12 protein-coding genes are annotated in these 12,819 nt (G+C 46.6%); 8 read left to right on the top strand and 4 right to left on the bottom strand.

The window, feature by feature from the left end; genetic code table 11:
• Nucleotides 1-7: 7 nt before the first annotated feature.
• The 5 genes from rfaF (at nucleotide 8) to SK39_RS12260 (ending at nucleotide 5,386) form a co-directional block, all read left to right on the top strand.
• A complete protein-coding gene (rfaF, locus tag SK39_RS12285) occupies nucleotides 8-1,054 on the top strand; it encodes an ADP-heptose--LPS heptosyltransferase RfaF (protein WP_003837632.1) in 1,047 nt (348 codons plus the stop codon).
• A gap of 3 nt (nucleotides 1,055-1,057) precedes the next feature.
• Entirely contained in the window at nucleotides 1,058-2,026 is a 969-nt protein-coding gene (gene rfaC, locus SK39_RS12280) for a lipopolysaccharide heptosyltransferase RfaC (protein ID WP_044700445.1), read from the top strand.
• Between the two features lie 68 nt (nucleotides 2,027-2,094).
• Complete coding sequence (locus SK39_RS12275; RefSeq protein WP_032637327.1) at nucleotides 2,095-3,075, top strand: IS5-like element ISKpn26 family transposase; 981 nt, start codon at nucleotides 2,095-2,097, stop codon at nucleotides 3,073-3,075.
• A 310-nt stretch (nucleotides 3,076-3,385) separates the two neighbouring features.
• Nucleotides 3,386-4,441, top strand: coding sequence for a lipopolysaccharide core heptosyltransferase RfaQ (rfaQ, locus tag SK39_RS12265; protein WP_032937173.1), 1,056 nt, complete (start codon nucleotides 3,386-3,388; stop codon nucleotides 4,439-4,441).
• Nucleotides 4,442-5,386 carry a glycosyltransferase family 8 protein gene (locus SK39_RS12260; RefSeq protein WP_032937171.1) on the top strand — a complete coding sequence of 315 codons (945 nt, stop codon included), beginning with the start codon at nucleotides 4,442-4,444 and terminating at the stop codon, nucleotides 5,384-5,386. It abuts the gene before it with no gap.
• A 26-nt stretch (nucleotides 5,387-5,412) separates the two neighbouring features.
• Here the strand turns inward: SK39_RS12260 and SK39_RS12255 are convergent, their stop codons facing one another.
• Both SK39_RS12255 and SK39_RS12250 read right to left on the bottom strand, forming a co-directional pair.
• A complete protein-coding gene (locus SK39_RS12255) occupies nucleotides 5,413-6,405 on the bottom strand; it encodes a glycosyltransferase family 8 protein (protein ID WP_032937170.1) in 993 nt (330 codons plus the stop codon).
• 47 nt (nucleotides 6,406-6,452) lie between these two features.
• A complete protein-coding gene (locus tag SK39_RS12250; protein WP_053069596.1) occupies nucleotides 6,453-7,466 on the bottom strand; it encodes a glycosyltransferase in 1,014 nt (337 codons plus the stop codon).
• Nucleotides 7,467-7,519: 53 nt separating this feature from the next.
• Here SK39_RS12250 and SK39_RS12245 point away from each other — a divergent pair, with 53 nt between their 5' ends.
• The gene (locus SK39_RS12245) at nucleotides 7,520-8,500 is read left to right on the top strand and encodes an IS5-like element ISKpn26 family transposase (RefSeq protein ID WP_032637327.1); all 981 of its coding nucleotides are present in this window, start codon (nucleotides 7,520-7,522) and stop codon (nucleotides 8,498-8,500) included.
• Between the two features lie 202 nt (nucleotides 8,501-8,702).
• Here SK39_RS12245 and rfaP read toward each other — a convergent pair whose 3' ends face one another.
• Entirely contained in the window at nucleotides 8,703-9,500 is a 798-nt protein-coding gene (rfaP, locus tag SK39_RS12240) for a lipopolysaccharide core heptose(I) kinase RfaP (RefSeq protein ID WP_032937168.1), read from the bottom strand.
• Nucleotides 9,493-10,617 carry a glycosyltransferase family 4 protein gene (locus SK39_RS12235; protein ID WP_003837612.1) on the bottom strand — a complete coding sequence of 375 codons (1,125 nt, stop codon included), beginning with the start codon at nucleotides 10,615-10,617 and terminating at the stop codon, nucleotides 9,493-9,495. The genes rfaP and SK39_RS12235 overlap by 8 nt, the downstream gene beginning before the upstream one ends.
• Nucleotides 10,618-11,041: 424 nt before the next feature.
• Between SK39_RS12235 and waaA the strand changes: the two genes are divergently transcribed.
• Both waaA and coaD read left to right on the top strand, forming a co-directional pair.
• Nucleotides 11,042-12,319: a lipid IV(A) 3-deoxy-D-manno-octulosonic acid transferase gene (gene waaA / locus SK39_RS12225; RefSeq protein ID WP_048217051.1), complete on the top strand. Its 1,278-nt coding sequence runs from the start codon at nucleotides 11,042-11,044 to the stop codon at nucleotides 12,317-12,319.
• 8 nt (nucleotides 12,320-12,327) lie between these two features.
• On the top strand, nucleotides 12,328-12,807 hold the full coding sequence (gene coaD / locus SK39_RS12220; protein WP_003024099.1) for a pantetheine-phosphate adenylyltransferase: 480 nt from the start codon (nucleotides 12,328-12,330) through the stop codon (nucleotides 12,805-12,807).
• Nucleotides 12,808-12,819 lie beyond the last annotated feature (12 nt).

The raw sequence follows: 12,819 nt of genomic DNA, 5'->3' as shown, positions 1-12,819 counted from the left end.
GCAATCTATGAGGATTCTGGTGGTTGGCCCGTCTTGGGTGGGCGACATGATGATGTCGCAAAGTCTCTATCGCACGCTCAAGGCGCGCTATCCCCAGGCGATAATCGACGTGATGGCACCTGCATGGTGCCGTCCGCTGTTATCGCGGATGCCGGAAGTCAATGAAGCGATCGCGATGCCGCTTGGGCATGGCGCTCTGGAAATTGGTGAACGGCGTAAGCTCGGTCATAGCCTGCGTGAGAAGCGCTATGACCGCGCTTATGTGCTGCCTAACTCGTTTAAATCCGCGTTGGTGCCCTTTTTTGCAGGTATTCCGCATCGTACCGGTTGGCGTGGTGAAATGCGCTACGGCCTGCTCAACGATGCGCGCGTGCTGGATAAAGACGCATGGCCGCTGATGGTCGAACGCTATGTGGCCCTGGCCTACGATAAAGGCGTGATGCTGTCGGCTAAAGATTTGCCGCAACCTCTGCTGTGGCCACAGTTGCAGGTCAGCGAAGGTGAAAAGTCTCTGACCTGTAGCCAGTTCTCCCTTTCTGCCGAACGCCCCATCATCGGTTTTTGCCCGGGTGCGGAATTTGGTCCGGCGAAACGCTGGCCACACTACCATTATGCTGAACTGGCAAAACAGCTGATCGACGAAGGTCATCAGATTGTGCTGTTTGGCTCGGCAAAAGATCATGAAGCCGGAAATGAAATCCTGGCAACGTTAAGCGTTGAGCAGCAGGCCTGGTGTCGTAATCTGGCGGGCGAAACGCAGCTGGAGCAGGCCGTTATTCTGCTCGCCGCCTGCAAAGCGGTCGTCACCAACGACTCTGGATTAATGCACGTTGCCGCAGCGTTGAATCGACCTCTGGTAGCATTGTATGGCCCAAGTAGTCCGGACTTTACCCCGCCGTTGTCGCACAAAGCGCGGGTCATTCGTCTGATTACGGGCTATCACAAAGTGCGCAAGGGCGATGCGGCTGAAGGCTATCACCAAAGCCTGATTGACATCACACCCCAGCGTGTACTGGAAGAACTCAACGACCTGTTGTTACAAGAGGAAGCCTGACGGATGCGGGTTCTGATCGTTAAAACGTCTTCTATGGGCGATGTTCTGCATACGTTGCCCGCATTAACCGATGCGCAGCAGGCTATTCCGGGTATTCAATTTGATTGGGTGGTGGAAGAAGGATTCGCGCAGATCCCTTCCTGGCATGCAGCCGTTGACCGGGTCATCCCAGTGGCGATTCGCCGCTGGCGTAAAGCCTGGTTTTCAGCGCCGATTAAAGCCGAGCGTAAAGCGTTTCGCGATGCCGTACGTTTGCAGCAGTATGACGCGATAATTGATGCGCAGGGTCTGGTTAAGAGTGCGGCGTTGGTGACGCGTCTGGCACGTGGCGTCAAGCATGGTATGGACTGGAGTACGGCCCGCGAGCCGCTGGCTAGCCTGTTTTATAATCACAAACATCACATTGCGAAACAGCAGCATGCGGTAGAACGTACGCGTGAATTGTTCGCCAAAAGTCTGGGATATGCCAAACCGCAGTCGCAGGGTGATTACGCTATCGCTCAGCATTTTGTGAATGAATGTAATGCTGATACAGGCCACTATGCTGTATTTCTGCACGCCACTACACGTGATGATAAGCACTGGCCTGAAGCCAACTGGCGGGAGCTGATTGGGCTGTTAAATAATACGGGCATCCGTATTAAACTCCCCTGGGGCGCCCCTCATGAAGAAGAGCGCGCCAAAAGGCTGGCGGAAGGTTTTCCTTACGTCGATGTCCTGCCGCGGATGAGTCTGGAAGAGGTTGCTCGCATCCTGGCGGGAGCAAAATTTGTGGTGTCGGTTGATACAGGTCTCAGCCATTTAACCGCCGCATTGGATCGCCCCAATATTACGTTATATGGCCCGACAGACCCGGGATTGATTGGTGGATATGGGAAGAATCAATACACACAGCAGAGCCATTCCGGAAAATTGCAGGATCTGGACGCAAGCTTAGTCAACGTATCGCTAATTGATAATAATTTGCTTTAAGGAAGGTGCGAACAAGTTCCTGATATGAGATCATCATATTCATCCGGAGCGCATCCCAGAGGGACATCATGAGCCATCAACTCACCTTCGCCGATAGTGAATTCAGCACTAAGCGCCGTCAGACCCGAAAAGAGATTTTCCTCTCCCGCATGGAGCAGATTCTGCCATGGCAGAATATGACCGCTGTCATCGAGCCGTTTTATCCCAAGGCGGGCAATGGCCGACGGCCCTATCCGCTGGAGACCATGCTGCGTATTCACTGCATGCAGCATTGGTACAACCTGAGCGACGGTGCCATGGAAGATGCCCTGTACGAAATCGCCTCCATGCGCCTGTTTGCCCGATTATCCCTGGATAGCGCCCTGCCGGATCGCACCACCATCATGAATTTCCGCCACCTGCTCGAGCAGCATCAACTGGCCCGTCAATTGTTCAAGACCATCAATCGCTGGCTGGCCGAAGCAGGCGTCATGATGACCCAAGGCACTTTGGTGGATGCCACCATCATTGAGGCACCCAGCTCTACCAGGAACAAAGAGCAGCAACGCGATCCGGAGATGCATCAGACCAAGAAAGGCAATCAGTGGCACTTTGGCATGAAGGCCCACATTGGTGTCGATGCCAAAAGTGGCCTGACCCACAGCCTGGTCACCACCGCGGCCAACGAGCATGACCTCAATCAGCTGGGTAATCTGCTTCATGGAGAGGAGCAATTTGTCTCAGCCGATGCCGGCTACCAAGGAGCGCCACAGCGCGAGGAGCTGGCCGAGGTGGATGTGGACTGGCTGATCGCCGAGCGTCCCGGCAAGGTAAAAACCTTGAAGCAGCATCCGCGCAAGAACAAAACGGCCATCAACATCGAATACATGAAAGCCAGCATCCGTGCCAGGGTGGAGCACCCGTTTCGCATCATCAAGCGGCAGTTCGGCTTCGTGAAAGCCAGATACAAGGGGCTGCTGAAAAACGATAACCAACTGGCGATGTTATTCACCCTGGCCAACCTGTTTCGGGTGGACCAAATGATACGTCAGTGGGAGAGATCTCAGTAAAAACCGGAAATAACGCCAGAAATGGTGGAAAAAATAGCCTAAATAGGCTGATTCGATGTGTTTGCGGGAAAAAAATCGGCCCAGATCCGCGAAATTTTAATCAGCGAGTCAGCTTGGGAAGAAATGACCTGCTTATTCGCACCTTCCCTAAATGACATTCAGAATGCACTTGCATGCTGCGATACGAAAATCGTTAAGAAGAAAATAATTCTGAAGATGAAATACCCCCATATCGATCGTTCTATTTCTGAAACAAGATATAAGATACTATCTGCTTGTAAAAGCTTATTCTTGCGAAAGGGATTTTAACATGTTTGAAAAAGTTGACCGGGTTCTTATTTGCAAGCTGAAGTTTTATGGGGATGTTCTGCTAACTACACCTGTTATTGCCAGCATTCGGGCTCGTTATCCGCAAGCTAAGATCGATCTGCTACTCTATAAAGATACCAAAGCAATCTTAGCCGCCCATAAAGATATTAATAATTTTTATCTGATTGAGAAAAAGCAAGGCCTGCTGTCAACAGTGAAAAATTACCTTTCAGTGCGTAAACAACTGAAGAAAAATCACTACGACCTGATCGTTAACCTCACCGAACAATGGCCGATCGGCGCTCTTATAGCCTCTTTACGTTGCCCTTCAATTGCTTTTGAGCGCGAAAAAGATCTGTGGAATCGACTTTTTACGCGAGTAACGCCATTCATTGGAACGCATATTGTTGAACAAAATTTATCTATTCTAAAAGGTATCGGGTTTAGCGAAACAGAACTGAAGAAAGAGATGTCTCTTTGTTATCGCCCTGACGACTATCAACATTTAGTTACCCAACTCCCGGCATTGCCTTCACAAAAATATGTCGTTATTCAACCCACTGCCAGACAAGAGTTTAAATGCTGGGATGATGATAAATTCACGCATGTTATAGACCACCTGCATCAACGAGGTCTGCACGTCTATCTTACCTGTGGGCCAACGCTAGGTGAGCAGCAGCAGGTTCAGCGCATTGCTGAACTGTGTCAATCTTCCCCTGACCTGACGCTGGCAGGTAAAACCACCTTTTTGCAGTTGGCTGCATTGATCGATCATGCAGTTCTGTACATTGGCGTCGATTCTGCTCCTATGCATATGGCAGCGGCGCTAAAGACACCACAGGTCTGCCTGTTTGGCGCCACCAATTATCAACAGTGGAAGCCATGGTCGGATAAAGCCTTATTGATTTGGGCTGGCGATTATCATCCGATGCCATCTCGGGATGAACTCGACAGATCAAAAAAATATCTCACATGGATACCGGAGCAAGCCGTGATTGACGCTATCGATACGGTACTTCATGATAGTGACAATATAAAAGGTAATGAGAAAACATAAATGGACAACAAAAATAACATTATTAATATTGCTTACTGTACAGATGCTAATTATCTGGAATATGTAGCAGTGTCCATTATGTCTGTCATAATGAACAACCCGGAACAGGACCTGTCATTTTTTGTCTTTGTCTATGACGTTACTGACGAAGAAATCAATAAACTGCGTTCAACCAGTGATAAAATTCAGGTTATCAATATCGATAAAGAAGAGATTGAAAAGTATAACAGTGACTTTGCAATCAAACATCTGAACCGTTCGACCTATATGCGTCTGGCCGTACCGCGCTTACTTAAAGATAAAGTTGAGCATTTTATCTACCTGGATGCAGATACCCTGTGTTTTGATAAGCTCAATGACATTAACAGCATTGATATCAGCAACGTCATTTGTGCAGTCAGCCACGATTCTCTCGATATTCATGATACAAAAAATGCCAAACGCTTGGGCCTGAGTACTGGTCATTATTTCAATGCTGGTTTTTTGTATATTAACATTGAAAACTGGATCAAGTTTGATATTGAAAATAAAGCAAACACCGTGTTATTTGAACAAGGTAAAGCCTTGCCTTACTTTGACCAGGATGCACTGAATATCGCAATGGATGGTAACGTTAAGTTTATTGATAACCGGTGGAATTTTTTGTTCAACTGGTTTACCGATCAACAAAAAGAGATATTCTTCTACCAAAAAGATATTCTGCCAAGAATTATCCACTTCACTGGTGGAAGGAAGCCCTGGTATAAAGAGCATACCGGGCTTTCACAGCAACTTTATCTTTTCTACCATCATTTCACACCATGGCGAAACACAGAAATGCGTTCTTATGCTCCACGTATGAGACCTACTGATTATCGGGTCTATTCACGCCAGGAAGCTAAAAAAGGGAAGTATTGCGCCTCGATCAAATGGTATTTGAAATACCTTAAGACTAAATTACGTTAATAAAAAACTCCCTTACGGGAGTTTTTTTACTTACTTTTTAATTTTTCCCGCAAATAACCAATATAGCTTATTACCGAGGCGAAATACTTCCCTTGTAATCTTTCATGGCGTGATTTCTTTTTATATTGTTTTGGCGTTCTGGCGGGTAACAATGGAACATCTGCCCAAGGCGAAGCCTTCCAGGCGTCAACAAAAAACTGTGCTGAAGGATAATTTGCCCATGAATTCCAGGGTTTAGTCACGCCAACATAGTGAATTAGAACAGTATCAGGTGTAATATATTCTTTATATTTCGCAAGATCTCTGCTTTTTAATTCTTGCTTAATTCCATAGATAGCATTGAACCTTCGCTCCAGAAAAAGTACTTTTTTAAAGAAAAGAATATTCAAGACATCCTGATCCGGGAATGAAAGTTTATTATTTTTGTCTAATAAGATATCAAAAGCTGCATTGATAAAATTCTGCTCTTTCCACTTTTTTAGGTTTGCAAATATGACACCTGAATTGAAATAATCTTTATTTATCTCAATATCTCTGGCAGGGCTATCATCCACATCGGTAATTACCGCTGCAACATATTCTCCAAGATCAATCTGCGTGAGTTCAAAAAGTGAACCTTTACACATTACATCCGCATCAATGTATAAAAGTGAATCAATTTTCTCACCAAGATATTCAAAGGCAATAAACCTGAAGTACATTGCGTGTGACCAGGCGTGACCACTTGGCAAAACTTTTAACCCATTAGCATCCATAACATAAATTGAGATGTTTGTGGAAAATTGCTCTGCTAATTTAGCTATCCGCTGCTGGTAATCAGCATCAATGTAGTCAGTAAAAAGATGAAAATGGATATTTAAATCTTTATTATTCAATAGTACCGATGTCATCGAAATTGCAGCACCAAACATAAAATTCCTGTCAACACCCCAGGCGATGTTAAGTTGTATTTTCTGTTCGGTCGGCGCTTGATTAAACTCAAGTATCTTTTTTATAGACTGATGACAATCAAAGTTCATTCGCTACACCTATTTAATCGATTATCAATAAGTTACTGTTTCTATATTCAATATGCTTTTGAATTGTGTAACTTATTTTTTATATACATTACATGACTAAGTACCGAGCGAATATATTTACGCTGCACTCTTTCATGCCGTGACTTACGTTTATACAACTTTGCCGTATTTGCATTTAACAAGGCTTGTTCCGCCCATGCGGATTTTTTATATGCTTCGATGAAGTATTTAGCTACCGGATATTTAGCCCATGTATGCCATGGTTTAGTGACACCGACGTAATGTATTAAAACAGTATCCTCAGTAATATAATCCTGGTATATTTTATCGTTTTTATTTTTTAGTTCCTGATCTACACCATAAATGCAGTTAAAATCTCGTCTCAGGAAAATCACATTACCAACGAACAATATATTTAGGACATCTTGGTCAAAATACAGAAGTTCCTTTTGGCGTTTATCTAAGATAGAAAAAGCCTTCGTCAATAACTGCTGCTCACGCCAAACTTCCAGATTCGCAAACACCACTCCGGAGTTAAAGTACCCATTACTCAGTTCAGGAATACCGAGCCTATTGCCGGACTTAGTACGTACTTCATCAATATCATTGATAACAGCGGCATATTCTCCACAGAAATTAATCTCGGTAAGCTCGCGAAGAGAGCCTTTGCAAATAACATCTGCATCAAGATACAGTACGGAGCTTAACTCTGTGCTTAAATATTCAAATGCGAAATAACGATAGTACATTGCATAAGTCCATGCTTTTGTACTCGGCAGTTCACGAAACGCCGCGTTATCGAACACAAGAACCGTCACAGTCGTACTATACATTTGGGTCAGGCGTTTTACACTCTTCAGATAATCGTCATCTATATAGTCTGTTACTATATAAAAGTGAATATCAATATCAGGGTTATTCACTAATACTGAGGTCATTGAAATACCAGAGCCAAATAAAAAATTACGGTCGACACCATACGCAACACTTAATTTTTTACTCTTCTCATGCGTAGAGCTGTCTATGACGTGTTTTTGGATAACTAGGGAAGGTGCGAACAAGTTCCTGATATGAGATCATCATATTCATCCGGAGCGCATCCCAGAGGGACATCATGAGCCATCAACTCACCTTCGCCGATAGTGAATTCAGCACTAAGCGCCGTCAGACCCGAAAAGAGATTTTCCTCTCCCGCATGGAGCAGATTCTGCCATGGCAGAATATGACCGCTGTCATCGAGCCGTTTTATCCCAAGGCGGGCAATGGCCGACGGCCCTATCCGCTGGAGACCATGCTGCGTATTCACTGCATGCAGCATTGGTACAACCTGAGCGACGGTGCCATGGAAGATGCCCTGTACGAAATCGCCTCCATGCGCCTGTTTGCCCGATTATCCCTGGATAGCGCCCTGCCGGATCGCACCACCATCATGAATTTCCGCCACCTGCTCGAGCAGCATCAACTGGCCCGTCAATTGTTCAAGACCATCAATCGCTGGCTGGCCGAAGCAGGCGTCATGATGACCCAAGGCACTTTGGTGGATGCCACCATCATTGAGGCACCCAGCTCTACCAGGAACAAAGAGCAGCAACGCGATCCGGAGATGCATCAGACCAAGAAAGGCAATCAGTGGCACTTTGGCATGAAGGCCCACATTGGTGTCGATGCCAAAAGTGGCCTGACCCACAGCCTGGTCACCACCGCGGCCAACGAGCATGACCTCAATCAGCTGGGTAATCTGCTTCATGGAGAGGAGCAATTTGTCTCAGCCGATGCCGGCTACCAAGGAGCGCCACAGCGCGAGGAGCTGGCCGAGGTGGATGTGGACTGGCTGATCGCCGAGCGTCCCGGCAAGGTAAAAACCTTGAAGCAGCATCCGCGCAAGAACAAAACGGCCATCAACATCGAATACATGAAAGCCAGCATCCGTGCCAGGGTGGAGCACCCGTTTCGCATCATCAAGCGGCAGTTCGGCTTCGTGAAAGCCAGATACAAGGGGCTGCTGAAAAACGATAACCAACTGGCGATGTTATTCACCCTGGCCAACCTGTTTCGGGTGGACCAAATGATACGTCAGTGGGAGAGATCTCAGTAAAAACCGGAAATAACGCCAGAAATGGTGGAAAAAATAGCCTAAATAGGCTGATTCGATGTGTTTGCGGGAAAAAAATCGGCCCAGATCCGCGAAATTTTAATCAGCGAGTCAGCTTGGGAAGAAATGACCTGCTTATTCGCACCTTCCCTAGCTTTTGGAAATCAATGTTCATAGTAAAATGGCCTCAAACTTTATCTGTGATTTATAGCGCTTTTCTTATTGTTCTTTGTCTTATTTTTTGCGCTTTTGTGACAGCCTGTTCAAACAACCTGACTTCCTGACGAAAGATTTCACGTAGTGGCTTCGAAAAATAGACACGTAAAAAACGGTAGATATCTCTGGACGTCAACCCGATCTCAAGTGAAGAGAAATAGAGTCCAATCAGATCCTTATCCCGCCAGCGGCGTGGCACATGCTGACGAATTTGTGCACGATGCAAATCGATTACGGAGAGTTTGATATCCGCAATATTTTCTGGCATCGGTTGTTGGAGTAAAAAATGGCAAATATAGCAATCCCGATGATTTACTCCCCCCCGATGCATTTTACCCACCATTTCTGCCACGCGGGTAATAATGGTCCGTTTTAATACAAAATCAGGGGGCTCAACTTTCCACCTTGCACAAAAATCTTCAAGGCTGATAGCAGGAGAGAGATCTTCAGTGATGATAAATGAGGTGCGCTCTAACGGATTCAGTCCTTTCTGCCCAAATGCCACGCCGGTCATGGTGTCAACATTCAGTTCTTGCAAGCGATGTATCGCCAGCCACTCACGGTCTGCGCCAAGTACAGGCATACGTAAAGATATAAGATTCTTCACCACTTCTTTAAGCGTGGTTCCATGATGATATTTAAGAAAATAACCCTTACCCATCATCTCAAAACGTAGGGTACGTCGTGTTTCCAGGGCGCGAAAAACCTCACCGTCCAGCTTAGCGACTTCAGTAAACGGGTCTTTTCCTTGCCACTGCGTGGCAAATGGTTCTTTTAATTCAATCATTCTTAGGACCTAAAATGATATCTGCAGCTTTATCTGCCAGGCTGTAGAGATCTTTTGTATCAGCAAAATGCCGTGCGTTCCCGGCCCAACGACTTCTCTGCTCATTATTTTGCAGCGCATCGAAAAGTGCTGTATTCAGATTTTCCTGCTCAAAAGGTTCAGGAATCACCACCCCACATTGGGCGGCGTTGATATAACCCGCATAGCCGCAAACTTCGGTAGTTAATACCGGCAGCCCGGCAACTACAGCTTCTAGCAAGACAATACCGGCGGCTTCCTGTACAGCTGGGTGAAGTAATAAATCAGCAGCAGACATCAATTCTGCTACATCGTCCCGCCCCGAGAAGAACTGCACTTGTTCTTCAACCCCCAATTGACGAGCCTGAGCGCGATAGCGATCGGCCTTATCCTGACCAACAACCATCAATCGTGTGCGGTGGCGAATGACATCAGGCAAAGAAGCCAACGCCTGTAATGTTCTTGGCACGCCTTTGCGTTTGAAATCGGAACCTACCTGTAAGAGCAAGAACTGATCGAGACCAATACCATTTTTTTCTCTAACAATCAGCCGGCTGTTTTCAGGTTGCTGGCTGTACTTTCTGTCAGGGTAGATTCCTGGAGGCAGAATACGAAAGCGCTGGCTCTCAGTTTGGTAATGATGCTTGAAGTCACCAATTTGTTTATCGGTTAACATCAAAAGCGTAGTGCCGACACCCTGCTGAAATACGGCTTTTTCAAATGCAGAGTAGTGTCGGTACCTGCGCGTCAATTTGTAGAAAAAGCCTTTCTCGCGGGCAACCTTTTCCGCATAACAAACGTCCGCAGCGTAATACACATCCAGGCCAGGCATTTTATTAAAACCAACGACACGATCGACGGGATGTTGAGTTAAATAATTCTGAACCCACTGATAATATTGCTCGTTTTTCCCATGATTCGTTCTGGATGTAACGGGGACGAGTATAATCTCCAGCCCTTCCGGACGCTCGCCCTGCCATGACTGGGTAAATACCTGAACATGATGACCACGAGAAGCAACCGTCAGCGCTACCCGCAAGAAATCACGCTGTAACCCACCATAGGGAAAATACTTGTACAAACAAAAAGCAATATTCATGCATTAATATCCGCATCGCGTCGCCAGGCATATCAGGTTTGAAGCATCAGAATCGTGTAATCCTTGCCTAAAGCATCCAAAGATGACTTTCTGTGCTTTCGAAACGTTTCTGCCCGCTAGCTACCTGAAATTGCGCAGTAGTATATCATTTATTATCAAGCATTCCGAAATGAATATTTTTTAAACAAAAAACAAAATAAACCATTAAAAACATACAGATAAATAAGACACCAGTTCATCAGGAAACGCACACCGCACAAGAGGTTAAGACATATAAATGCGGCCATGTGCATTTTTGAAATAGCCATCAGCGAAATCAGTTCCCCACCAATTCCATCGTTTTGATACAACCTGGATAAAAATGATGGTAAAGCCATAGTTAAATACATAGAATCCCCAGCACATTCATAAGTCAGCTACCATTATGCTCGAATTGCTTTACACCGCCCTTTTCTACCTTATTCAGCCTTTGATCTGGATACGGCTTTGGGTGCGCGGACGTAAGGCTCCGGCCTACCGTAAACGCTGGGGCGAACGCTACGGCTTTTATCGCCGCCCGCTAAAACCCGGCGGGATCATGCTTCATTCGGTTTCTGTGGGCGAAACGCTGGCTGCAATCCCATTAGTTCGCGCTCTGCGTCACCGTTATCCCGACTTGCCGATCACGGTCACCACCATGACGCCAACCGGTTCCGAGCGCGTACAATCTGCTTTTGGCACTGATGTTCAGCATATTTATCTGCCTTACGATTTACCGGATGCCCTGAACCGTTTTCTGAATAAAGTTGACCCCAAACTGGTGTTAATTATGGAAACCGAGCTGTGGCCAAATCTGATCGCGGCACTCCATAGGCGTCACATTCCTCTGGTCATTGCCAACGCACGTCTTTCTGCTCGTTCAGCCGCTGGCTATGCGAAATTAGGTAAATTTGTTGGCAGACTACTGCGTCGAATTACGTTAATTGCCGCACAAAACGAAGAAGATGGCGCACGTTTTATTACGCTTGGCGCCAGAAGCAATCAGGTCACCGTTACTGGCAGCCTTAAGTTTGATATATCCGTCACGCCACAACTGGCTGCAAAAGCGGTGACATTACGTCGTCAATGGGCTCCTCACCGCCCGGTATGGATTGCAACCAGCACCCACGACGGCGAAGAAAGCATCATCATTGCCGCCCATCAGGCGTTATTAAATCAGTTCCCGAATCTTTTACTAATCCTGGTTCCCAGACATCCTGAACGGTTCCCGGATGCAATTAACCTCGTACGCCAGGCTGGGCTAAGCTATACCACTCGTTCTTCGGGTGAAGTTCCGTCCTCAGGCACTCAGGTTGTGATCGGTGATACCATGGGTGAGCTGATGTTGCTGTATGGCATTGCCGACCTTGCTTTTGTCGGCGGTTCACTGGTTGAACGTGGTGGGCACAATCCACTGGAAGCCGCAGCACATGCTATTCCAGTGCTGATGGGACCACATACGTTTAATTTTAAAGATATTTGCGCCCGCCTCGAACAGGCAAGCGGATTGATCACCGTCACCGACGCACCTACGCTGGTAAAAGAAGTATCTTCTTTACTGACCGATGCAGATTATCGTAATTTTTATGGCCGTCACGCAGTTGAAGTTCTGTATCAAAATCAGGGCGCGTTACAGCGTCTGCTGCAGCTGCTGGAACCTTATCTGCCACCCAAAACGCATTGAGGCAAGCCATGCAAAAACGGGCGATTTATCCAGGAACCTTTGATCCCATAACTAACGGCCATCTTGATATCGTGACGCGTGCGACCAGCATGTTCGATCACGTGATCCTGGCGATTGCCGCAAGTCCCAGTAAAAAACCGATGTTTACCCTTGAAGAGCGCGTCGAGCTGGCGCAACAGGCAACGGCGCATCTCGGCAATGTGGAAGTTCTGGGATTCAGCGACTTAATGGCAAATTTTGCCCGTGATAATCAGGCTAACATTCTGATCCGAGGCCTACGCGCGGTAGCAGATTTTGAGTATGAAATGCAGCTGGCGCACATGAACCGCCACCTAATGCCGCAACTGGAAAGCGTCTTTCTGATGCCGTCTAAAGAGTGGTCATTTATCTCATCGTCACTGGTGAAAGAAGTCGCCCGCCATCAGGGTGATGTGACGCACTTTCTGCCGGAAAACGTCCATCAGGCGTTAATGAGTAAGTTGAAGTAATGTGCCTGGCCG

The organism is Citrobacter sp. BIDMC107, from assembly GCF_001037575.1.
Taxonomy (GTDB): Bacteria; Pseudomonadota; Gammaproteobacteria; order Enterobacterales; family Enterobacteriaceae; genus Citrobacter; species Citrobacter freundii.
The sequence above is the reverse complement of the archived record's forward strand: the minus strand, read 5'-3'. Positions and strand labels throughout refer to the sequence as shown.